This is a genomic window from Bradyrhizobium amphicarpaeae, assembly GCF_002266435.3.
GTDB classification, from domain to species: Bacteria; Pseudomonadota; Alphaproteobacteria; order Rhizobiales; family Xanthobacteraceae; genus Bradyrhizobium; species Bradyrhizobium amphicarpaeae.
Window position 1 is genome coordinate 1,531,062 of the sequence record NZ_CP029426.2, and the last position, 20,605, is coordinate 1,551,666.

At 65.5% G+C, this 20,605-nt stretch carries 23 protein-coding genes; 8 read left to right on the top strand and 15 right to left on the bottom strand.

Annotation, left to right across the window (positions count from 1 at the left end):
* Positions 1 to 98: 98 nt before the first annotated feature.
* From CIT40_RS07410 to CIT40_RS07425, 4 genes are read right to left on the bottom strand one after another with little or no spacing between them, the layout of a single operon-like run.
* Positions 99 to 608, bottom strand: a complete 510-nt coding sequence (locus CIT40_RS07410; protein WP_094895231.1) for a DoxX family protein — start codon at positions 606 to 608, stop codon at positions 99 to 101.
* On the bottom strand, positions 605 to 1,387 hold the full coding sequence (locus tag CIT40_RS07415) for an HvfC/BufC N-terminal domain-containing protein (RefSeq protein ID WP_094895232.1): 783 nt from the start codon (positions 1,385 to 1,387) through the stop codon (positions 605 to 607). The genes CIT40_RS07410 and CIT40_RS07415 overlap by 4 nt, the downstream gene beginning before the upstream one ends.
* Positions 1,377 to 2,294 (bottom strand): MNIO family bufferin maturase, encoded by a 918-nt coding sequence (bufB, locus tag CIT40_RS07420; protein WP_094895233.1) that lies wholly within the window; start codon positions 2,292 to 2,294, stop codon positions 1,377 to 1,379. Before bufB ends, CIT40_RS07415 begins: the two co-directional genes overlap by 11 nt.
* Positions 2,295 to 2,337: 43 nt before the next feature.
* Positions 2,338 to 2,643: a BufA1 family periplasmic bufferin-type metallophore gene (locus CIT40_RS07425; RefSeq protein ID WP_094895234.1), complete on the bottom strand. Its 306-nt coding sequence runs from the start codon at positions 2,641 to 2,643 to the stop codon at positions 2,338 to 2,340.
* A gap of 312 nt (positions 2,644 to 2,955) precedes the next feature.
* Here CIT40_RS07425 and CIT40_RS07430 point away from each other — a divergent pair, with 312 nt between their 5' ends.
* From CIT40_RS07430 to CIT40_RS07440, 3 genes are all read left to right on the top strand, one after another.
* Entirely contained in the window at positions 2,956 to 5,052 is a 2,097-nt protein-coding gene (locus CIT40_RS07430; RefSeq protein ID WP_094895338.1) for an adenylate/guanylate cyclase domain-containing protein, read from the top strand.
* Between the two features lie 104 nt (positions 5,053 to 5,156).
* Entirely contained in the window at positions 5,157 to 5,741 is a 585-nt protein-coding gene (locus CIT40_RS07435; protein WP_094895235.1) for a HutD/Ves family protein, read from the top strand.
* Between the two features lie 96 nt (positions 5,742 to 5,837).
* Positions 5,838 to 7,028 (top strand): adenylate/guanylate cyclase domain-containing protein, encoded by a 1,191-nt coding sequence (locus tag CIT40_RS07440; RefSeq protein WP_162307391.1) that lies wholly within the window; start codon positions 5,838 to 5,840, stop codon positions 7,026 to 7,028.
* 40 nt (positions 7,029 to 7,068) lie between these two features.
* Here the strand turns inward: CIT40_RS07440 and CIT40_RS07445 are convergent, their stop codons facing one another.
* A complete protein-coding gene (locus tag CIT40_RS07445; protein WP_094895237.1) occupies positions 7,069 to 7,572 on the bottom strand; it encodes a hypothetical protein in 504 nt (167 codons plus the stop codon).
* A 217-nt stretch (positions 7,573 to 7,789) separates the two neighbouring features.
* On the opposite strand from CIT40_RS07445, the gene CIT40_RS07450 reads away from it, so the two are divergent.
* Positions 7,790 to 8,584 (top strand): adenylate/guanylate cyclase domain-containing protein, encoded by a 795-nt coding sequence (locus CIT40_RS07450; RefSeq protein ID WP_094895238.1) that lies wholly within the window; start codon positions 7,790 to 7,792, stop codon positions 8,582 to 8,584.
* A gap of 231 nt (positions 8,585 to 8,815) precedes the next feature.
* Complete coding sequence (locus CIT40_RS07455; protein ID WP_094895239.1) at positions 8,816 to 9,028, top strand: hypothetical protein; 213 nt, start codon at positions 8,816 to 8,818, stop codon at positions 9,026 to 9,028.
* Positions 9,029 to 9,073: 45 nt separating this feature from the next.
* Here the strand turns inward: CIT40_RS07455 and CIT40_RS07460 are convergent, their stop codons facing one another.
* The 5 genes from CIT40_RS07460 to CIT40_RS07480 all read right to left on the bottom strand — a co-directional run bounded on the left by CIT40_RS07460 (position 9,074) and on the right by CIT40_RS07480 (position 15,880).
* On the bottom strand, positions 9,074 to 10,570 hold the full coding sequence (locus tag CIT40_RS07460) for a sugar ABC transporter ATP-binding protein (protein WP_094895240.1): 1,497 nt from the start codon (positions 10,568 to 10,570) through the stop codon (positions 9,074 to 9,076).
* On the bottom strand, positions 10,567 to 11,661 hold the full coding sequence (locus CIT40_RS07465; RefSeq protein WP_094895241.1) for an SMP-30/gluconolactonase/LRE family protein: 1,095 nt from the start codon (positions 11,659 to 11,661) through the stop codon (positions 10,567 to 10,569). The genes CIT40_RS07460 and CIT40_RS07465 overlap by 4 nt, the downstream gene beginning before the upstream one ends.
* Entirely contained in the window at positions 11,658 to 13,775 is a 2,118-nt protein-coding gene (locus CIT40_RS07470; RefSeq protein ID WP_094895242.1) for an ABC transporter permease, read from the bottom strand. Before CIT40_RS07470 ends, CIT40_RS07465 begins: the two co-directional genes overlap by 4 nt.
* Before the next feature lie 77 nt (positions 13,776 to 13,852).
* Positions 13,853 to 14,869, bottom strand: coding sequence for a sugar ABC transporter substrate-binding protein (locus CIT40_RS07475; protein WP_094895243.1), 1,017 nt, complete (start codon positions 14,867 to 14,869; stop codon positions 13,853 to 13,855).
* A gap of 39 nt (positions 14,870 to 14,908) precedes the next feature.
* Positions 14,909 to 15,880 carry an ABC transporter permease gene (locus tag CIT40_RS07480; protein WP_094895244.1) on the bottom strand — a complete coding sequence of 324 codons (972 nt, stop codon included), beginning with the start codon at positions 15,878 to 15,880 and terminating at the stop codon, positions 14,909 to 14,911.
* A 241-nt stretch (positions 15,881 to 16,121) separates the two neighbouring features.
* Between CIT40_RS07480 and CIT40_RS07485 the strand changes: the two genes are divergently transcribed.
* A complete protein-coding gene (locus CIT40_RS07485; RefSeq protein WP_094895245.1) occupies positions 16,122 to 17,075 on the top strand; it encodes a helix-turn-helix domain-containing protein in 954 nt (317 codons plus the stop codon).
* A 48-nt stretch (positions 17,076 to 17,123) separates the two neighbouring features.
* Here CIT40_RS07485 and CIT40_RS07490 read toward each other — a convergent pair whose 3' ends face one another.
* From CIT40_RS07490 to CIT40_RS07500, 3 genes are all read right to left on the bottom strand, one after another.
* Positions 17,124 to 17,315: a hypothetical protein gene (locus CIT40_RS07490; RefSeq protein ID WP_094895246.1), complete on the bottom strand. Its 192-nt coding sequence runs from the start codon at positions 17,313 to 17,315 to the stop codon at positions 17,124 to 17,126.
* A 218-nt stretch (positions 17,316 to 17,533) separates the two neighbouring features.
* Positions 17,534 to 17,902, bottom strand: coding sequence for a rhodanese-like domain-containing protein (locus CIT40_RS07495; RefSeq protein ID WP_094895247.1), 369 nt, complete (start codon positions 17,900 to 17,902; stop codon positions 17,534 to 17,536).
* A 294-nt stretch (positions 17,903 to 18,196) separates the two neighbouring features.
* A complete protein-coding gene (locus tag CIT40_RS07500; protein WP_007600646.1) occupies positions 18,197 to 18,325 on the bottom strand; it encodes a hypothetical protein in 129 nt (42 codons plus the stop codon).
* 171 nt (positions 18,326 to 18,496) lie between these two features.
* On the opposite strand from CIT40_RS07500, the gene ku reads away from it, so the two are divergent.
* On the top strand, positions 18,497 to 19,435 hold the full coding sequence (gene ku / locus CIT40_RS07505) for a non-homologous end joining protein Ku (RefSeq protein ID WP_094895248.1): 939 nt from the start codon (positions 18,497 to 18,499) through the stop codon (positions 19,433 to 19,435).
* 2 nt (positions 19,436 to 19,437) lie between these two features.
* Positions 19,438 to 19,776 (top strand): hypothetical protein, encoded by a 339-nt coding sequence (locus tag CIT40_RS07510; RefSeq protein ID WP_094895249.1) that lies wholly within the window; start codon positions 19,438 to 19,440, stop codon positions 19,774 to 19,776.
* Here CIT40_RS07510 and CIT40_RS07515 read toward each other — a convergent pair.
* Complete coding sequence (locus tag CIT40_RS07515) at positions 19,773 to 20,267, bottom strand: 2'-5' RNA ligase family protein (RefSeq protein ID WP_162307392.1); 495 nt, start codon at positions 20,265 to 20,267, stop codon at positions 19,773 to 19,775. The genes CIT40_RS07510 and CIT40_RS07515 overlap by 4 nt on opposite strands.
* Positions 20,268 to 20,298: 31 nt before the next feature.
* Entirely contained in the window at positions 20,299 to 20,562 is a 264-nt protein-coding gene (locus CIT40_RS07520) for a hypothetical protein (RefSeq protein WP_094895251.1), read from the bottom strand.
* Between the last annotated feature and the right edge of the window lie 43 nt (positions 20,563 to 20,605).

A 20,605-nucleotide genomic window follows, 5' to 3' on the forward strand; every position in this document is an offset into this window, starting at 1 on the left:
CTGCTGCTGATCATACTCATCGACGTCATCCTTCGAGGCGCGCAAGGGCGCGCACCTCGGGATGACGGCGGTGCATGTGGATACGCAAAGGCCCGTGCCTACCGCCCCTGCGATCGCGCGCGACACAGCAGATGGTCGAGCGAAATGGTCCCCGGCCCGTACGCCATGATGCCGAGCGCCATCGCGGCCCAGGTGAGGTGGATCGGCCAGCCATCGGGCACCGTGAGCTCGACGATGACCGTCATGAACAGGAGTCCGAGCCCTGCGAACCGCGTGCCGAGCCCCAGCACCAGCAGGATCGGAAACATGATCTCGCCGCAGCCTGACAGGAATGCCATGACCGTCGGTGCCGGAAAATGATAGGGCCCGCCGGGCAGATGCAGCATGAACTCGTCGCTGAACAGCGTCACCGCGGTGTCGTTGAGCCTGAGGAAACCGGCCCATTTGAGCATGCCCGAGCGCCAGAACGGCACCGCCAAAGCGAGGCGCAATACCAGTTGGACGAGCGACGGCGTGGCGAGGATCTGCACCAGCCGATTGGCCTTGTCGATGAGCAACCAGGGGGACGGCAGGCCGCTGCCGGCGGTCATGCGTTGGTCCGTGATCATGATGGGGCTCCGCAAGCAAGCGAGATGAAGGCGCCGGCTTCGATCAGCCCGGCGATGTTGGCGGCGATGTCGAATTCGGGCGCGGCGTCCAGCGCTGCCGCGGCAGCCTCGCCGAGCGGCCGTCCCGAGATCAGGTGAGCTGCGAAGACCGCCCCGCCTGGCGGGAGGCGGCGCACGGCGACGTCGAAATCGGGCCGGGTGATCAGGGCATCCTCAGGCGTCGAGGCATCGATGTGCGTGGGCGACGCACCGTCGCGGTGGGCCGCAAAGATCGTCACGGCCGCATATTGAGAGCGCAGGCATCGCGTGGCGGGGTGCGCAACGAACACCAGATCGGCCAATCGATCAGGCGTCACCGCCGACAGCCGGTCCGCGGACAGCGGGGCGGCGTCGCGTGCATGGTAACAGTCGAGCCAGGCCCGCTCGATACGCGCGACGTCGGCGAGCCAGGGCATCTCTTGCGCATGCTCATAGGCTTCGATGAACTGCGGAAAGTCGCGGCCATATTCGAACAGCAGCGGCGAGGTCGGCGGATTGCCGCGAACATGGAAGCGCGCCATGGCGCGGAAGAACTCGACGCCGGTGATGCGCTGCACGGCCGGATAGACTGCAGCCAGCGCGTCGATCAGGCTGACGGTGACGTTGTTGCGGTAGACGTCGTAGCGCTTGGCGGCGGCCTTGCCGTTCGGGCCGGTCACGATCGCTGGCGTGCCGCGCGCGGGATCCAGCAGCGCCGGCGCGAACGCAGCAGCGAATGACAGACCGGGTTCAGGCAGCATGACGCGCTCCTGCCATTGCTGTGGACTGATGACGGTCGAGGATCGCCTGCGCGGCATGGGCTTCGGCTTGCAGCACCGGCCAGTCCGGAATGTTGCTGTCCCATTCGATCAGCGTCGGCACCGCGCCGCGGTGCTGGATGACGATCTCGTAGAGCTTCCAGACGGCGTCCGCGACCGGCCCGTCATGGCTGTCGATCAACAGCAGCTCACCCTCGTCGTCGGCCTGCTCGGCATGGCCCGCGAGATGAACTTCCTCGACGCGCGACACAGGGAAATCGGAGAGATAGTCGAGCGCCGAAGTGCCGTGATTGGTGGCGGAGACGAACACATTGTTGACGTCGAGCAGCAGCCCGCAGCCGGTGCGCTCCGCGATTGCGCGGATGAACTCGGTCTCGCGCATCGCGGATTCGCGGAAGGCGACATAGGTCGATGGATTTTCCAGCAGCAGTGGCCGGCGGATGGCCTCCTGCACCTGGTCGATGTGGTCGCAGACGCAAGCCAGCGTCGCTTCGGTATAGGGCAGCGGCAACAGGTCGTTGAAGAAGCTGGTCTCGTGGGTCGACCAGGCCAGGTGCTCGGACACCAGCGCCGGCTGGTAGCGCGCGACCAGGCCACGGAAGCGGGCCAGATGCGCCTTGTCGAGCGGGCGGGGCCCGCCGATCGACATGCAGACGCCGTGCAGCGACAGCGGATGATCGCGGCGGATCGCTTCCAGCGCGCGATGCGGTTGACCTCCGTCTCCCATGTAGTTCTCGGCGTGGACTTCGAAGAAGCCACGCCGAGGTCCTGCCTTGAGGATATCGGGCAGATGCTCGGGCTTGAAGCTGGTCCCGGCGACGCCGCCGATGGGCGTTGAGAAGCGGAGCGCCATGGCTGCTGGTCGGGCTGGTTCGATCACCGTGCTCATCGTGCTGCTCCGTTCCTGCTTGCCGGCGACGTCGTGCCGGCGGTTAGACCGGCTTCAACGAACCCTTCTTGCCGCCCGGCAGCTCGATGCTGGTGCAGGTGCCGCCCTGGACGAACTTCCAGGCGTTGCCCTGGAAATCGACCGTCGAGGTGCCCTGGCAGGTGGTGCCGGGTCCCGCCGCACAGTCATTCTGGCCCTTCAGCGCGACGCCGAAGCACTTCTCCTTCTTGGCGGCGATGGCGGCCTCGCCCTCGGCCTTGGTCAGCGGTCCTGCGGCGGCGAGGGTCGCGAGCGCGGTCGAGACGGCGCCGGCGAGGATGAGCGAGGTGACGGCATGTTTGGCAGACATCGAGATTCTCCTGTTCGAGATGGCATCGCCCGGCAGGCGATGTGCGCGTGGTCTCCTTCGCTGCGCGGCAGCGGGCGTTACGGCCAAGCTGCTCACGAATCCGTGAGACCGATGGGATCGGGCGCACCGCCGGTGCGCTTGGGCCGCTATTTGCGGGCAAGCGGCGCCTCAAGGCCAATGCCTAGGGTCTATCGAGACGGTAGCCACCGGGCATTGGCGGCGTGCGTCTCTTTCCTGCCAGAGGTAACGGGGGAGCGCCGGCGGCGTAGAGCAATGTCAGTGGCTCCCATGGACCGGCAGGCGAAGACAGCGATGAAGGTTGATCCCGAACGACGGCTTCATGCGATCGCGGGGCTGACGGTCAGCATCCGCCTCGCGGTGTCCGCGCTGGTCCTGGCAGCGATCCTGCTGACGGCCGCGCTCTCCAGCCTGTTGTGGTGGCGTACGGCGGAGGCGACCAGCCGGCAGCTCGCCGCGACCATCAACGAGCAGATCGTGGCGGCGGTGCGCAAGGAGGTCTCGGCCATCGTCGACGAGGCCCGCGCCGCGCACACCGCGATCCGCACGCTGTTCCTGCAGAACGTGCTCGACACCCGCGAGGCCGACAAGCGGGAGTTCGTGTTTCTCTCGCAATTGCAGTCGCAGGCAACGATCTCCTGGGTCGCCTTCGGTTGGCCCGACGGCTCCTTTTTCGCCGCGCACAAGCTGGGCGATCGCCGCCTGGAGATGATGGAGATCTCGCTGACGGATCATCCGGGCCAGCGTCGCGTCGATGAATATGACGTGGTGCCCGGCGACATCGAATTCGCCAATCGCCGTTTCGAGCCGAGTGGATTTCACGTCGCCGATCAGCCCTGGTTCAAGGCCGGGCTGACCGCGGACGGTCCGCAATGGTTCAGGGTGACGGACCACGCGACCGGCGAGCGGCCGTCGATCGCCTTCGCGGGGCCGATCGACGTTTATCAGGAGCGGCAGGGCGTTCTGGCCGTCATCATCGAATATACCAGGCTTGCGCGCTTCCTGTCGCAGCTCGAGGTCGGGCGCACGGGGACTGCCTTCATCGTCGATAGCAGTGGCGAACTCGTCGCGGCACCGGACAAGGAGGCCGACGAGCTCCATCCGGCGCGCGGCGACACCACGCTGCTGCCGCTGGCGCGCGCCGCGCTCGCCAAGGCGGGCGAGGCCGGCCGCAAGGAGGCCTGGCGAGACAGGCTGACCTCCGGCGGCGCGGCCTACGAGGTTGCGCTGACGCCGCTGCCGTTTCCAGGCTGGTCGCTCGCCACGGTGATCCCGGAGGCCGAATTTCTCGGGCCGGTCGAGACGACGTTGCGCCGCCTGATCTTCGGCCTCGCCATCGGCGCCGTGCTCGCGGCGCTGGCCTCGGCGATGCTGGCGCGGTCCGTCATCGCCGCGCCGCTGTCGCGCGTCGTCGGCGAGCTTCGTCATGTCGAAGCCTTCGCGTTGGAGCAGGTCCGCCGCCATCCCTCCCGGCTCAAGGAAATCGCGAGCCTGTCCGGTGCGATCGCCGAAATGGCGGCCGGATTGTCAGCCTTCCGCAAATTCATCCCTGCCGATCTCGTCCGGGACCTGCTGCGCCAGGGCGTCGAGGCCAGGCCCGGCGGCAGCGTCCAGGAGCTCAGCGTGATGTTCATCGACATTGCCGGTTTCACCGGCTTGTCCGAGCGGCTGGGCGATCGCGTGGTGCCGCTGCTGTCGCGCTATCTCGACATCACCTCGGAGATCATCGTCGCCAATGGCGGCACCATCGACAAGTTCATCGGCGACGCCGTGATGGCGTTCTGGGGTGCGCCGCAGCCGCAAGGCGATCACGCCGCGCGCTGCTGCCGTGCCGCGCTCGCCTGTCGCAGGGCGATCGAGGAGTCCGGATTGGCCGACGATCTCGGCCAACCGCTCCAGATCCGGATCGGCATCAATTCGGGCCGCATGCTGGTCGGCAATATCGGCTCGGAGCTGCGGCTGAACTACACCGTGATCGGCGATGCCGTGAACGTCGCCAGCCGGCTCGAAGGCGTCAACAAATCCTACGGCACGCAGATCCTGGTCGGCGAGACGACCGAACGTCTGGCGCGCGGCGCCATCATCACGCGCGAGGTCGACAGCATCGCAGTCTACGGACGGGAAGAGGGGCTCTCCGTCCACGAGCTGATCGGGATGGTGGGCGAGGACGACATCGACGGCCAGGCGAAAAGCTGGATCGCGGATTACGCGCGCGGCCTTGCCCGCTACCGCGCGCGGCGGTTCGCCGATGCGCTCGCCGATTTCGAGAGCGTCCTGAAGCTCCGCGGCGACGATCGTCCCGCCGAGCTGATGCACGAGCGCTGCCGGCAGCTCGCTGCAGCCGCGCCCGATATCGCCTGGCAGGCCGTGGCGGCGCTGACCTCGAAATAACAGCGTTGATTGACCGTTGGCGCTCCGCAAACCGGGTGGCAAAGTCGGCACTTCATGAGACATGATGTGCCTATCAAACCCTGAAAAACCTGGCCGCCCAACACATGAAAATCACACTGCTCAAATCCGAGGACTATTCCCGATCGCCGTGGAAGAACGGCGGAGGCATCTTCACAGACATTGCGGGAGCCTGGCGTGCAGACGCGGCGGTGAAGGATTGGAGCAGCCTGCTCTGGCGCCTTGCGTCCACGCCGATCGTGGCGCCCGGCCCGTTCTCGCATATGCCCGGCATCGATCGCCTCCAGATGGTCGTCAATGGACGCGGGCTCGTGCTGAAGTCGCCTACGCAGGAATTCGACGAGCGTGAGCCGTTTACGACGGTGCGCTTCACGGGCGAGATGGAGGTCGTGACAGCGCTCGAAGAGGGGCCGGTCGAGGTTGTCAACCTGATGGCCCGGCGCGGCGCGGCGGAGATCGATCTTATCGCGCTTCGCGAATCCGGCACACGGCAGCTCGTCGCAGGGACCCATTTGGTCTATGCGGCGCGGGGCGATTGCCGCATTCGACTCGGTGACGAGGAATTTTCAATTTCGCACGAAAACACGTTGAAAGCAGAGCTCACCGCGGCCTCGCAACTCACCCTGGTGGCGGGGATGGCGGTGCTTGGCTCGATCCGGCTGGCCGCCTAGTGCGATCCCTGCGTACAATCCGTGCAACTGGCCAGGTTGACGGCGCGCGGCTGGAGCACGATATGTGCTGCGACGCAGACCGCCGAAGGGCAGACGATGACGACGCAAGACAATCACGCCCCAACGCCAGCCGACAGCGTCATCGACTGGCTCACCAAAGGCACGCGCGACGAACGCTTCATCGACGATATCTTCGCGCAGATGTGCATCCGCCTGCAGCATGCGGGCATTCCGCTGAAGCGGGCAACGCTTCACGTCCAGATCAATCATCCGCAATGGCTCGGCGCCCGGATGATATGGGCCGACGGAATGCAGGGGGCCGAGATCGCGCGGGTGGATTACGATGTCCGCGAGCGGTCCGAGTTCATCGGAAGTCCGGCCTCCGAGATCATTGAGGGTGCCGCAGAGTTGCGAGAGAATCTGGAACAAGATCCCTCGCTTGGCCGCAAGCATGCCCTTTACGACGAGATGCGGGCCAGTGGCCTGACCGACTATGTCGCCTGGCCGCTATATCACACGCTCGGCAAGCAGCACGTCGTCACCTACGCCACCGATCGCCCCGGCGGTTTCGAACCGGCGCATGTCGCAGCGCTCAAGAAAGTCCTGCCGGTGCTGGCGCTGGTCAGCGAGATCCGAATCAAGAACCGGCTGGCGCGAACGCTGCTTGAAACCTATGTCGGCTCCCATGCCGGCCAGCTGATCCTCGCCGGCGCCACCAGGCGCGGCAGCGGCACGACGGTGCGCGCCGCGATCATGATCTGCGACCTCAGGGACTTCACCAAGATATCCGACAATTGGCCGCGCGACGACGTCATCGACCTGCTCAACGACTATTTCGACGCGATGTCCGAGCCGATCGCGCGTCATGGCGGCGAGATCCTGAAATTCATCGGCGACGGCCTGCTCGCCATCTTCCCGCTTCATGAGCCTGATGCCTGCGCGAAGCTGCTCGACGCCGTGACCGAGGCCCGTCAGGCCATGACGGCGCTGAACGAGCGGAACCGTGCGACCGGGCGCGCGCCGTTGAACTACGGCATCGGCGTCCATGTCGGCGACGTCATGTACGGCAATATCGGATCGTCCAGCCGGCTCGACTTCACAGTGATCGGCCCCGCCGTCAACATGGCCTCCCGCCTCGAAACCCTGACCAAGCAGCTCGGACGAACCGTGCTGCTGTCACGCGACTTTGCGGAACTGGTGGAGGGGAAGTTCGAGCTGGAGCGCGTCGGCAAGCACGAGGTGCGTGGCTTCAGCGATCCGATCGAGCTGTTCGCGTATCACGGCTGAGGCGCGGACGCGGTCGGTCGCTGACGTCGATCGTCGGCAATTACTGCTTTGATCCGGTCCAGCTTCCGGTGCATCCGTCGGATCGTCGGAACGTCCCCGAGCCGCTGCGGCCTGAAAACCGCCCGGACATGGTCCAGGTCAGGCTTCCGGCGGCTCCGGTCCCGTAGGTAGCGCCATTCGGACTGACCTGACCGGTGCCGTATTGCCCCACCATCTTGCCGCTGGTGATGATCACCGTGTCGGTGGAGCCGGCACAGGTTGCGCCGACACTGGTCAGAACCCATGCGCCGTCAAAATTGCCACTCCCGCCGCTTCTTTGCGGCGCGCGGCTGGGTTCGTCGTTCGCCGGCTTGCCGCGGCGTGCGGGCCTTGCAGGTTCAGCCGCAGGAGGTGACCCGCGGGAGCCGGATAACGATTTCTCATCGTTGCCGATGCTGCCGCCGGCGCTTCCCGATTGTGCACGCACCATGTCAGGCAGGGCGATGGCAGCGAGTGCCGCAGACAACAGCGCGGCTTCACGAAAATATCGAAACTGGCTTTGCATATCGCATTGGTTTCAAAAATGAGCGGATACCGAAGGTCGGCCCTTGCGGCCTGCGCCGCGGCAATCATGCCGCAAGATTTGCCGGTCCCGGCGCAACGGTCAAGCGCCGCGTCGTCCGCCCCGCGGCTTGGTTCGCTGCCGATCATATTGCCAACGCGGCAGTGGCCTATTACGGTTTGCCTCCGTAGCCCAAAGTCCTTCGATTACCCGCAGCGACATGCCAAAATTCCTTCGCATCGGCGTCCATCAGTCCAACGTATCCGGCTACACGTCGAAGGCGTGGTGTGTCCGGCGGGTCGGTTCAGCGGTTTTCCTGAAGTGGGGCGCGGTGGAGGTCCATGGCGCCGGCGATGGGCGGACGGTCTACTGGACGCGACTGCCGCAGGAGAAGACAATCCGCTGCCGCACGACGCAGCGCGCGCAGGACTACGCCAAAGCCGCCATCGCCCGGCGCCGCAGCCATCGCTACGAACCGCTGGCCGGACCGATCGCGCTCCGGCGCCGACCCGCCCAGCGGAGCGCGGAGCTCAAGCAGGCACTCGCCACCATCCTGATCGTCGATATCGTCCGCTCCACCGAAAAGGCGGCGAAGCTCGGCGATGCGCGTTGGACCAAGGTCATGGGTCACTATTACGCGGCGGTGCGCAAGGAGCTGAAGAGCACGCGCGGCAAGGAAGTGGTGACCACCGGCGACGGCGTGCTGGCGACATTCAAGGCGCCGGCTTCCGGCGTCCGCTGCGCGACCGCAATCCAGAAGGCCGTGCGTACGCTGGGGCTCGACATCAGGGTCGGGCTGCATACGGGCGAGTACAGTGTGAGCGGTGGCGAGATGGTCGGTCTCGCCTTTCACATCGGCACGCGCGTCGCCGCCAAAGCGCGCGCCGGCGAAGTGCTGGTCTCGAGCGCGGTCAGAAACCTGATGGCACAGTCGGAGATCCGGTTCAGGGATCACGGCGTGCATCAGTTCAAGGGCGTGCCGGAGCGGTGGCGGCTGTTTCGGGTGGAGGATTGATCGGATTGCGGCCTATCGGCTCGGATCGTCCCCGTCTTGCGAAGCGGTGCCCGGAGTGCCTAGGAGTCCGGGCTCCGCTTCGTTCGGCCACCGGGGCAGGAACGCGCCCGATGTCATCCGGAGCATAGGGGCGGGCAGATCGTCCGCCTTGACCCATCTCAAACATAGGGAAGGTCCTTAGGGAACCATCCGCAATTTCGCCGGGCGCGGTTCGGGCGCATAAATAGGGATATGCAGCGCCAAATTCTCTTCAAATGCCCGCGCACCGGCATGAACGTCGAGCATCGGATCGACGACGAGCGGCCCGAGAGGCTTGAGCCGGCGGACGCCTATGTGTCCCTGCGGTGTCCGGCCTGCATGTCGCTCCACTTCGTCAACAGCACCACAAGCAAGCTGCTGGGCGAACGTAGCGCGCAGTCCGTCTCCATACCGCGTTCCGCCTGACAGGGTTCGTGTCGATTGTGCAGCGACGTGGCGGGCGGGCCACTGTCAGTGGATCGCCGCGTACATGATGGCTTCCTCCGTCGCCTCCAGCGCGGAAAACTCCTCGACCACCTTGCCTTGCCTGCACACCAGGACGCGGTCCGACAGCGCCATGATCTCGGGCAAATAGGAGGAGATCACCACCACCGCCTTGCCTTTGTCGGCCAGCGAATTGATCAACTCGTGAATTTCGACGATGGCTCCGACGTCGACGCCCCGCGTCGGCTCGTCGAAGATGATCAGTTCCGGATCCTGGATCAGCGATTTGGCGATCACGACCTTCTGCTGGTTGCCGCCGGACAATTCGACGACCTTGGCCTCGTCGCCGATGGCGCGCACCTTGAGCCGCTCGATCCAGGACTTTCCGGTCGCGGTGCTTTCACGTCGTGACAGCCAGGTGCGTCCTTTCGGAAACTTGGCGAGCAGGCCGAGATAGATATTGCGCGCAATGGATGCGGTCTCGAAAAAACCTTCGACCTTGCGATCCTCGGTGACGTAGGCGATGCCGGCCTGCACGGCCGGCGCTGGCACGCGGTAGCGGACCGGCTTGTCGCCGAGGATCACCTCGCCGCCATGGAAGAAGTCGCGCTTCATGACGCCTGCGACGATCTTGAACGTTTCGGTGCGCCCGGCGCCGACGAGACCGAAGACGCCGGTGATCTGGCCTGCGAACACCGACAGCGAATTGTTCTTCACCATCGGCGCCATCTTCAGGTTCTGCACCGTCAGCACCCGCTTGCCCGAAGGCCGCACCTGCGCCTTGCGCGCGCCGTAGAGCGTGTTGGAGAGGTCCCGCCCCACCATCGCCTGGACGATGCGCGCCCGGTCGAAACGGGAAGCGTCGTCGGTCACGACATGCCTGCCGTCGCGCAGGACGGTGATGCGGTCGGCGAGCAGCAGCGCCTCTTCGAGCGCGTGCGAGATGAAGATGATGGAGACGCCGCGCCGCTTGAGGTCCCTGACCAGGTCGAAGAAATATTTCTTCTCCTCCGGCGTCAGCGTCGCCGTCGGCTCGTCGAAGATGATCACCTTCGCCTTGTGCAGGACGGCGCGCGCGATCTCGACCATCTGCTTCTTGGCGGCGCCCAGGCCGCCGACCGTTGCGGTCGGCGTCACGTCGAAGTTGAGCGATTGCAGGAATTGCTGGGCCGCGATGTAGATGCCGCGCAGGCGGTTGTAGAATTTCTCCTGGCCGAGGAACAGGTTCTGCGCCACCGTCATCGTCGGCACCAGGCTGTTCTCCTGGAACACCATGGCAATGCCGAGGTTGCGCGCCTCCAGCGGGGTCTTCAGCGTAACGTCGGCCCCGTCGACCGTCATGGCGCCGGAGGTCAGCGTCACGACGCCGGCCATGACCTTCGTCAGCGTCGACTTTCCCGCGCCGTTTTCTCCGACCAGGGCGTGGATCTCGCCGCGCCGCAGGTCGAAATCGACGCCTTCGATCGCGGGTACGCCGGCGTAGAGCTTGGTCGCCTTCGACAGCGACAGGACGAGGTCGTTCATGCGCTTGCCCCCTCGCGCAGGGTTGCCAGCGGAAGCCTGATGATGCGGCCGGGGCCCTTTGCGATCATGACGAGGTCGGAGCCCACTTCGACGGCGGCGACGATGCCGTGGTTGACGCCATCGGCCCGGCTGTGGAGCGAATAGCGCGGCAGGCCGTCGGCTCCGAGCCGGATGACGAGACCGTATGACCGCGGCGGCGCCCAGGGCTTCATCACGCCCATGGTCTTGATATGGGCGCCCTGCAGCGGCTCCTTGAAGGAATGGCCGGAGCGCAGACGCGGCGCCACCCAGAACTCCGGGGCGATCTCGGCGATCATGCGGCGGCGATAGGCCGGCTCGCGCAGCACGAACTCGACCAGCTGGGTGCGCGCGGTGAAGGCGGTGAGCCAGAAGCCGCCGCCGCTCGCCGGCGAAAGCCTGGACGGATAGACGGGCAGGTGCCGCAGCAGGTCCTTGCGGCTTCCGTCCCGCGCGATCGAGATCAGGCGATGCCGCCAGCTTTCGCTGACGAGCACGGCGTCGTTGTTCGCGATGGCGCCGAACGCGTAGGCCAATCCGCCGGCAAGCTGCGTGATCGTGCCGGATTTCGGATCGAGCCGCAGCACCCGGCCGGTCTTGCCGAGTTCCATCAGATCGCGTGCCCATTCGCCGACATCGTGCAACGTCGATCCATCGGTTGCGATCAGCGTCCCGTCGCTTCCCGGAGCCAACGCATTGACGGCGTGCAGCCCCTGCGTGAAGGCCACCCTGGGCGTCTCGGCCGCGGCATTGTCGTAGAGCCGGACCTCGGTGCCGCCGAGCGCGACGACAAGGCCTCCATCGGGCAAGGACGCCAGCGCGGAGATCGGCCGCTCGAAGCTTCGGACCGTCGTTGTCGAGTGTCCGGTCAAACGTATCAGCCGCATGCCGTCGGCGATGAGCAGCGACGAGCCGTCCGCGGCGAGATCCTCCGGCGCGTCGCACGCGAGCAGGGTCTCCGCCTGCTCGAGCGCCTGGTTCGGCTTCAGCGCTCCGTCGAACGACGGCACGGTGATGGCCGCTTCGCCGCGGCCGAGGAAACGGTTGGCGAATTCGCTGATCGCGGCGATCACGACGGCTTCCCCCAGCGCTTGTCGTACTGCACGAAGTTCGGGTCGGCATTGTCGAGCTTGAAGCGGCCGATCCGGTTGTTGGCGATGCCGCCGAGATAGAGATAGCCGCGATGCTCGCGCATCGAGGTGATCATGGGATGGTTGAGCCCCTTGAGGTCCCAGAACGATTCCAGGATCTTGCCCTGCTCGTTGAACTTGACGACGCAGCCGGTGTTGATGTTCGGGAACAGCCATTCGTCGACCGGCACGCGCTTGGCCATGCGCCGGCGGAAGCCCGGCATCTTCCAGGCGAGATCGAGCGACGGGCTGCGCATGCCGACCAGCGCCAGCCAGTAATTGCCGTCCGAGGCGAGGTTGATGTTGTCGGGATAGCCCGGCAGATTGTCCATGACGATCTCGACGTCGCCCTTCCTGGGGCCGGCGAACCAGTAGCGCTTGATCGAGCAGCCGAACGTCTCCGCGAACAGGATCGATTGCCCGTCGCTGGCGACCGCGACGCCGTTCGGGAATTTCAGCCCGCGCAGTGCGGTATGGGTACTGCCGGTCTTGGTGTCGTAGCAGATGATGCGGCCGTTGCCGCGCGCTTCCAGCCCGTCGACCGGCCACTCGTCCATCTCGTAGCGAACCGTGGCCTCGGAGAAGAAGATCAGGCCGTCGTCGGTGATGTCTAAGTCGTCGGCGAGCCGCAGGCGGCTGTCGTCGTTCACGGAATAGAGGCTGCGGTTGGTCTCGTCGGTGGCCTTCTCCACGGTCCCATCGGGCGTGATGCGATAGAGGCCCATGCCGCCGATGCAGACATAGAGATTGTCCTGCTTGTCGAACGCCATGCCGAGCGGCTGGCCGCCGATATGCGCGAACACCTCCATCCGTTCGTAGTCCGGTGGGAAGAAGCGGATGATGTCGCCGTGCCGCGATCCCGCATAGAGCACGTCGTTGCGATCGAGGATGACGTCCTCGGGCGCCTCGATCCGGCCGAGCCCGATCAGCGAGACGTCGCGCAGCCTGTCGTTCTGCTCGAACGGCCCGCCGCTGCCGATCTCGGTCGGCGGCGGTGGCGGCAATGCGTGGTAGGTGGGGGCGACATAGACCTTGCTGATGATGCGGGTGCGGTTCTTCTGCCAGCGGATGTCGACCATTGCCGCCGCCAGCAGGATGGTCGCCAGCGCCATGCGGTTGACACCGCCGCGCGCGTTCATGGCGGTCAGCCCGTTGGTGACGAGCAGGACGATGAGCACGCCGACCATGGACTTGACGACCGAGCCCTTGCCGCCGCCGAGCGTAATGCCGCCGAGCACGGTGGCCGTCAGCACGATCACCTCCAGGCCGACGCCGATATCGCCGCCGACCGTGCCGAGCCGTGCCGCGAAGAACAGCGCGCCGATGCTGGTCAGCACGCCGCTCGCGACATAGCAGAGCGCGATGGTGCGACGGACCGGAATGCCGGAATTGTAGGCCGATCGCCGCGAGCCGCCGATCGCGGTGATGTGCCAGCCCGGCCGCAACCGCGTCAGGAAGACGTGACCGAAGATCGCGATGACGATGTAGACCAGCGCGACGCTGGGAATGCCGAACACGCTGCCGCCGCCGATGAAGTCCCAGGACGGAATGTCCGGAAAAGCCGACGCGATCGCGTTGGAATAGCGCTGGATCAGCAGGTCATAGGCCGAGCGATAGATGATCAGCGTGATCAGCGTGGTGATGAAGGCGCGCAGGCGGAGATATCCGATCAGCACGCCGTTCACCGCGCCGAGCAGCCCGCCGACGATCATGGTGACGACCACCACGGCGGGGACCGGCCAGTTCAGCACGTCGAGCAGATAGAGCGCGCAGAAATCCGTCAGGGCGAAGATCGACCCGACCGAGAGATCGATGCCGCCGACGATGACGACCAGCGCCATGCCGAGGCCGATGAAGCCGATCTCGCCGGCCTGCCGCGCGGTGTCGGCGAGGCTCGCAGGCGACAGGAAGTGCTCGAGCGAGCGGCTGAGCGCGAAGCCGATGATCAGCAGCAGGATCACCGGGATGGCGGTTTCGGTCCATCGTTTGGACAGGATCTCGCCGAGGAGATGGTCCGGCCAGTAGCGGTATCGGAGCCTCGTCAGTGTCTCGCGCATCTGCCTTCCGCTGATTCCATGAGCAAGGTCGCGCGTTCCGCGCCCGAAGGGGCGGAACGCGCAGCTTCAGTGTGCGATCACTTCTTGAGATCGGAGAGATTCCAGCACGCCGTCTGGGTGTCGGCGTTCTCCTTGGTGATCGGAATCAGCGTGGTGTATTCCGAGCCCTTGACCGAGCCTGCCTTGACGCCCGACGACAGCAGCCATTTGATGGTTCCGGCCATCTGGGCTGCCTGCGTCGGCACGTCGTAGCTCATGTCGAGATCGAACGAGCCGTTCTTGACGAGCTCGCAGGCGCCCTTGCGCTCGCCGCCGCCCGAGGTCGCCAGGAACACCTTGCCGGTCAGGCCGGCCTCCTTGATCGCGGCGGCAGTGCCGATGTCCATGCCGTCCCAGAAGCCGACGATCCCGCAGAGATCCGGGTTCTGCTTCAGCACCGTCTGGGTGATCGCCTTGGCCTTGGCGGCATCCCAATCGGCGGCCTGGCTGGAGACGACCTTGATCTCGGGATGCTTGGCGAGGATGTTCTCGACGCCCTTCAGCGTATAGGCGCTGGCCGCCGCCGAGAGCGCGCCCTGGATGATGGCGATCTTGTTCGACTTGCCCTGGCAGGCCTTCACCACGCCTTCGGTCTGGCGCTCGCCGATCTCGATCCAGTTGGCGCCGACGAAGGCCGAGCTGCGATAGGCCGAGCCCATGTTGATCTGGATGACGTAGATGCCCTCGTTCTCGGCGCGCTGCAGCAGCTTGGCGTAGGTCTGCACGTCGGGATTGTGGATCACCATCACCGCCGGCTTCTCCGAGATCAGCGACGTGACGGCTTGCGCGCCCGCGTTGGTATTCCAGTTGGGATCGCGGATCACGAACTTGACGCCGTAGGGCTCGAGCTCCTTCTTGAGGCCGGCGTACCAGCCTTCGGTCAGGTCGAAGTTCATCGCGACCGGCACATAGGCGACGGTCTTGCCGGCAAGCGCCTCCCGGAACGGCTTCTGGAACGGCTCGTCGAGGCCCTGCTGGGCGAGGGCCGGAGCCGCGACCGCTGAAAGCGCCAGTGCGGCGATACTTCCGAGCGCAAACCTATGAACGCTGGCCATTGTCTTCCTCCTTGTTGATACGCGTCTTTTTCAGGCAGATCAGATGTCGCCCTGTTGGGCCGTTTCTTCGTTTCGTGGATTGAGCAGGGTGTCGGTGATGACCGCGATCAGGAGCACGAGGCCCTTGATGAGGTTCTGGCCGGCATAGGGGACGTTGAGGATCGTCATGCCGTTCAGCATGGTGCCGATCAGCAGCGTGCCGATGATGACGTTGACGACCCCGCCGCGCCCTCCCGACAGGCCGATGCCGCCGAGCACGACGACGAGGATGACGTCGTAGATCAGCGTCGAATTGAAGATCCGGGTCGGCATGGAGTTGACGGACGCCGCCAGCACGAGGCCGGCAAAGCAGCCGATCAGCGCCGCAAGGACATATTGCAGCACGATGATGGGCCGCGACGGGATGCCGGTGACGCGCGCCGCGAACGGGTTGTCGCCGATCGCGTAGATGTAGGCGCCCCAGCGCGTCTGGCGCAGCAGCACGAAGACCACGACGCAGGCGATCACGAACATGACGATCGAGGTGGGAATGCCGAGGATGCTGCCCTGGCCGAGCCGCTCGAAGCCGGCCATGCCGTCGCTCCATTGCACGACGTCGAGCTGGAAGAGGGCGGCCTGGCCGAGACCGGCGACGAACAGGCCGGTCGCCAGCGTCGCGAACAAGGGCGGCACTTCCGCGTAGGCGATCAGCCAGCCGTTGACGAGACCGATCGCGATCGCCAGCAGGCCGGCCGCCAGCAGCGAGGCCGGCAGCGAATGGCCGTTCTGCACCATCTGCAGCACGAGGCCGGCGGGGACGGCGAGTGCCGCGATCAGCGACAGGTCGATGCCGCGGCCGATCACGACGATCGCCATGGCCAGGCCGAGGATGCCGAGCACCGCCACGTTCTGCAGCAATGTCAGCATGTTGTCGGCGGAGAGAAAGCCGTTGAGGAAGACCGAGAAGGTCAGGAAGAGTGCGGCGAAGACCGCGAACACGATCTCCTGTTGGCTGACCCGAACGCGCTTCATCGTTTGCCTTCCCCGGGATCGGCGTCGCGCGTGCGGGATCGCCCTCTCGGCGCGCGCTTGCCTCCCCCCGTCCCAAATTTGTTTTGCGCTTGATAGGCGAGACAGCTCACGCTGACTTGCGTCAACGCGCAAACCTTTTGCGCTGGCGCGCAAAGAGTCTTGCGCGAGGCTGACAGGAACCTAAGATTGACTGACAGTTTTTGTGCGTTGCACAGAAATGTCTCGACGTAACGGGCCGCCGATGGATCTCGTGTTTACGACCGAGGAGCTGGACCCCGCCAGGCGCTTTGCGGCCTGGCAGGATGCCATCTGCGACCACTACGTTCATGTCGACGTGAACGCGGTGAAGCCGGCCGACTATCAGGGCTTTATCCGCGAGGCGCAATTTGGCCCTGTCACGATGAGCGACGTCTTCCTGTCGGAGCAGCGCATCTCGCGGCGCGAGCGGCACATCGCGAAGCTCGACAAGGATTGTTACTACGTCCAGTTTTTGCAACAGGGCAGCATGGACGTGCTCCAGGCCGGCCAGACGCTGGTGACCAGCCCGGGCATCGGCGCGATCTTCTCGGCCTCCGACGCCTACGATTTGGAGTGCTCGAACCAATTCCGCTCGTTGTATCTGGAGATCCCGCGCAAGGAGTTTTCGTCGCGCTTCGCAGAAGGCAAGATGCCGTCGGCGGCGACCATCGCGACGGGGCGGGGCCTGGGGCGGATCGCCGCCGAATTCTGCGCGCTGCTCGCCGCGGAGGCATCACACCTGGAGGAGACGGCGCGAGGCCGGCTCGGTCACGAGCTGATGGACGTGCTGGCGCTCGCGCTGGACATGGGCGACAAGGACGAATTCTCGGAGGACGCCACCGCCCGGAACGCGCGCCTGCGCTCCGTCAAGGCCTGGATCGAGGAGCACTTGACCGATCCGGACCTGTCGCTGGAGAAGATCGCCAGGAGCAACGGCGTCTCGCTGCGGCATCTGCATTATCTGTTTCGGTCGACCGAAATGTCGGTGTCCGAATGGATCCTGAACCGCCGCCTGCAGCGTTGCTACGACGCGCTGATGCGCCCCGAGCTGCGCGCGCTCTCGGTGACCGAAATCGCCTATCGGCTCGGATTCAGCAGCTCATCGCATTTCAGCACGGTGTTTCGCCGCAAGTTCGGCCACAGCCCGTCCGAGCTGCGCCGGCGGCAGGTGGAGTAGGGCGGGCGCGAAAGCGCAAGCGGCCACCTCATCGGCTCGCACCGCGCGTCACGCCGACCAGCGGTCCTGCTCTTCCCGGTGCGCCTGCTCGTTCAACCGGTCGGCCAAATCCTCGGCGATCTCTTCCGACTCGGCCGAGGCCACCGGCTCGCCCTTGTGGGTCCGGAGCTTGTCCTTGTCGGCTTCGAGCGGGAAGTCGTCCGGTGTCAATTCGGTATCCTTGCCGGTAGGCTTGGTCATGGCTCGCCTCGCGGAGTTCCTGTCTGTCGGGGAACAACGCGCGTGAAGGCCGATTGTTGCGATGAAGGCGAAGCGCCGGCCGAAGACCCAGGCCGAAACGCGCATGACCCCGCCCCGCCACAACCACCGACCTCATCCTGAGGGCCCGCCGCAGGCGGACGTCTCGAAGGATGCGCCCCGGGCGAGCTCTCAGTCGCGCGGCCGCCCGGCCGGTCGAGCTACTTCTCGACCGCCCCGGTCCAGTCCTTGAAGCCGCCGAGATTGAAGACCTTCTCGTAGCCCATGTCCTTCAGCAGCTTGCCGGCCAGCGCCGACCGGCCGCCCGACGCGCAATAGAGTATGACGGACTTGCTCCTGTCGAACGCCTTGTCGTGGGACGGCAGCTCCGGATCCGCGCGAAACTCCAGCATCCCGCGCGAGACATGCACGGCGCCTGCGATCTTGCCGCTGGCCGCAACCTCCGGCGCATCGCGAACGTCGACGACGAGCGTGTTGCCGGCCTTGATCATCGCGGCGGCCTCGTCCGACGTGATCTTGGGGACCGCCGCGTTCGCGGCTTCGATCATTTGCTTGACGCTGGTGGGCATGGGGGGACTCCGTTGGTGCTTTCGAACAGAGGATAGCATATCGGCCGCGCCCGGCCTCATCCGATTGGAGGACCGCTGCATGCGGGCAAAGGGCTGCTGGCGGGCCTCACGATGAGGTTCAAATTGCGGGCAGCCATTTCCGCGAGCGCCTTGCTGCTGAGCCTCATCCTGAGGAGACTGCGAAGCGGTCGTCTCGAAGGACGAGGCGTGCTCGCGTGCACCATCACCGCAGATCGAGAAGGACTTCGGCGGCGAGGTCCGCGCAGCGTCAGGGGTGGAGAAGTCATCCACTCCTCATCGCACGCCCGTGCCCTTGCAGCGCTGGCACTTCACCACCTTGTCGCCCTTCTTGAGCAGGCCCTTGCCTTCGCAATTCTTGCATTTCTGCTTCTTCTTGATGTTCGGGCCTTTTTCACTGGTCATGATGGTCTCCTGCCGCCAGAGGGCGGCCTCGTGCAGGGGCTCGGCGGAAGGGCGGAGCGATGCGACATGAAGTCCTACACTTGCGCGGCCTTTTTCTCCACAAGCCATGTCGGAACCCGGGGCCGCCATTCGTCTTTAATCCGTGCCGCCTCGAACCGGAGTTCTGCGTACATGGCCCCCCGCGCCAATTGGAAAGGCTTCCTGAGACTTTCCCTCGTCACCTGTCCCGTGGCGCTCTATCCGGCCACATCCGAGAGCGAGAAGATCTCGTTCAACCAGCTCAACCGGCAGACGGGCCACCGCATCAAATACGTGAAAGTCGATGCGGACACCGGCGACGAGGTGCCGAACGAGGACATCGTCAAGGGCTATGAGCTCGAGAAGGGCCAGTATATCGAGGTCTCCAAGGACGAGCTCGAGGAGATCGCGCTCGAATCCACCCGCACCATCGAGATCGACGAGTTCGTCGACAGGTCGGACATCGACCCGCGTTACCTGATCCGCCCCTATTACATCCGGCCGGACGGCAAGGTCGGCCACGACGCTTTCGCGGTGATCCGCGAGACCATCCGCGAGATGGACAAGGTCGCGATCGGGCGCGTGGTGCTGACCAACCGCGAGCACATCATCGCCTTGGAGCCGATGGACAAGGGCCTCGTCGGCACGCTTCTGCGCTACCCCTACGAGGTGCGCAGCGAGGAGGACTATTTCGACGATATCCAGGAGGTGAAGGTCACCAAGGACATGCTCGATCTCGCCAGGCACATCGTGAATCAGAAGGCCGGGCGCTTCGAACCCGAGAAATTCGAGGACCATTACGAGACCGCGCTGATCGAGCTGATCAACGAAAAGCGCGCCGGCAAGGTGATCCAGCCGAAAGAGCGGCCGAAGGGCGAGAACGTCGTCGACCTCATGGAGGCGCTGCGGCGGAGCGTCGGCAAGGCAGCCGGGAAGGAGGCCGCGCCTGCGAAGGCCGGCAAGCCGGCGAAGAAGCCGAAGAAGGCGGCGGCCGGACAGAAGGAGATGCTGATGCCGATCGCGGGCAGGAAGCCAGCGAAGGAAGCGGCGGCGAAGAAGCCGGCCACAGGGGCGCGCCGAAAGTCGGCTTGAGCGTGAAACATCCGGTGACGCCGGACGGTCGATACTTCGTCGTCCGCGGACGGCTGTGGCGAATGGCCAATCCGCATTTGGGCGAGCGGGAAAAATCGGAGCTGGTCAAGCGCCTGATGGCGGCGCGGCGGGCCGTCCGTGACGCCAAGGCGGCGGTCGATTCCGAGTCTGAAGCGGCGGCCCATCGCGCCGTCGACGATGCCAAGCGCGCCCTCGGCGAGCGTGGCCCGGCATGGTGGCCGGACGGCGCCCCCGATCTCAACCGGCACATGGCGAAAAACACGCCCTACGCCGATTGGTACGCCAAGGTGCAGCGGCGGAGAGGTGCTGCCGAGGATTAGCTGTTGAATGGAAGCCGGCGGTCCAGCCGCCATGGACCATTTAAATACTCCCAGACCAGCAGCCCACCAACAGCGCCTGCGCGCGGCACGAAGCTGGCGCGAAGCTCGTCGTAAAGACCGCGCGCTGCAGCGGCCGTGACCTTGTTCTGGATGGTGACATGCGGCCGCCAGCCCTGGCTGTCCTGCCGGGACAGTTCGCCGCCCATGGCGATGCGCAGCGCAGTCCGCAATCGCGCGAGTTCAGGGCAGCTGATCTCGATGGCGACACCGAAGCCGAGCAGGCGAACACCGTCGCAGTGCATCGGCATCACGCCTGCGGGCAAGTCGACATCGGCCAGCCGGCTCGCTTGCGCAAGCGAGAGGCGGTGAAACAGCGTGAGATGGGCGTTCAACATGTTGCGCGCGGGCGGAAAATGCGCGCGGCGCAGTCCATCCAGCCAGTTGAAGCTGGCGGGGTCCAATTCCGCGGTCAGTATGAACGTCCGATCCATGCGAACATTGGATATGGCGATCGGTGAGGCGTCAGCAATCTCCGTCCGGGCATTCCGGACAAGTGTCTCCGATGGAATCGAGGACGTCGCGGATCTCCGCGGTCGCCTCATCCGGCGAAACACCGGCCGGCGGAACCTCGCGGGCGAGATCGATGGCGCGTGCGCGGGCGTGCGGATCGGCCCGGTCCTTCGCCCAGCCATGCTCCTCGCATTCGTGGATGGCGCCGGCCTCCTGCAGCACGCCGAGCGCCCATCCACGCAGCGTGCGGGTCCGTCTTTCTGTCGTCATCAGCATCGAGATCGCTCCTCGCCGGGACGAATCCGCGCCGCCCCCGCTC

Excerpts from the sequence above, each read along its gene's own strand:
- CIT40_RS07410 (WP_094895231.1), bottom strand. The coding sequence starts at position 608 with ATGATCACGGACCAACGCATGACCGCCGGCAGCGGCCTGCCGTCCCCC.
- CIT40_RS07415 (WP_094895232.1), bottom strand. The coding sequence starts at position 1,387 with ATGCTGCCTGAACCCGGTCTGTCATTCGCTGCTGCGTTCGCGCCGGCG.
- bufB (WP_094895233.1), bottom strand. The coding sequence starts at position 2,294 with ATGAGCACGGTGATCGAACCAGCCCGACCAGCAGCCATGGCGCTCCGC.
- CIT40_RS07425 (WP_094895234.1), bottom strand. The coding sequence starts at position 2,643 with ATGTCTGCCAAACATGCCGTCACCTCGCTCATCCTCGCCGGCGCCGTC.
- CIT40_RS07430 (WP_094895338.1), top strand. The coding sequence starts at position 2,956 with ATGAAGGTTGATCCCGAACGACGGCTTCATGCGATCGCGGGGCTGACG.
- CIT40_RS07435 (WP_094895235.1), top strand. The coding sequence starts at position 5,157 with ATGAAAATCACACTGCTCAAATCCGAGGACTATTCCCGATCGCCGTGG.
- CIT40_RS07440 (WP_162307391.1), top strand. The coding sequence starts at position 5,838 with ATGACGACGCAAGACAATCACGCCCCAACGCCAGCCGACAGCGTCATC.
- CIT40_RS07445 (WP_094895237.1), bottom strand. The coding sequence starts at position 7,572 with ATGCAAAGCCAGTTTCGATATTTTCGTGAAGCCGCGCTGTTGTCTGCG.
- CIT40_RS07450 (WP_094895238.1), top strand. The coding sequence starts at position 7,790 with ATGCCAAAATTCCTTCGCATCGGCGTCCATCAGTCCAACGTATCCGGC.
- CIT40_RS07455 (WP_094895239.1), top strand. The coding sequence starts at position 8,816 with ATGCAGCGCCAAATTCTCTTCAAATGCCCGCGCACCGGCATGAACGTC.
- CIT40_RS07460 (WP_094895240.1), bottom strand. The coding sequence starts at position 10,570 with ATGAACGACCTCGTCCTGTCGCTGTCGAAGGCGACCAAGCTCTACGCC.
- CIT40_RS07470 (WP_094895242.1), bottom strand. The coding sequence starts at position 13,775 with ATGCGCGAGACACTGACGAGGCTCCGATACCGCTACTGGCCGGACCAT.
- CIT40_RS07475 (WP_094895243.1), bottom strand. The coding sequence starts at position 14,869 with ATGGCCAGCGTTCATAGGTTTGCGCTCGGAAGTATCGCCGCACTGGCG.
- CIT40_RS07480 (WP_094895244.1), bottom strand. The coding sequence starts at position 15,880 with ATGAAGCGCGTTCGGGTCAGCCAACAGGAGATCGTGTTCGCGGTCTTC.
- CIT40_RS07485 (WP_094895245.1), top strand. The coding sequence starts at position 16,122 with ATGGATCTCGTGTTTACGACCGAGGAGCTGGACCCCGCCAGGCGCTTT.
- CIT40_RS07490 (WP_094895246.1), bottom strand. The coding sequence starts at position 17,315 with ATGACCAAGCCTACCGGCAAGGATACCGAATTGACACCGGACGACTTC.
- CIT40_RS07495 (WP_094895247.1), bottom strand. The coding sequence starts at position 17,902 with ATGCCCACCAGCGTCAAGCAAATGATCGAAGCCGCGAACGCGGCGGTC.
- CIT40_RS07500 (WP_007600646.1), bottom strand. The coding sequence starts at position 18,325 with ATGACCAGTGAAAAAGGCCCGAACATCAAGAAGAAGCAGAAATGCAAG.
- ku (WP_094895248.1), top strand. The coding sequence starts at position 18,497 with ATGGCCCCCCGCGCCAATTGGAAAGGCTTCCTGAGACTTTCCCTCGTC.
- CIT40_RS07515 (WP_162307392.1), bottom strand. The coding sequence starts at position 20,267 with ATGGATCGGACGTTCATACTGACCGCGGAATTGGACCCCGCCAGCTTC.
- CIT40_RS07520 (WP_094895251.1), bottom strand. The coding sequence starts at position 20,562 with ATGCTGATGACGACAGAAAGACGGACCCGCACGCTGCGTGGATGGGCG.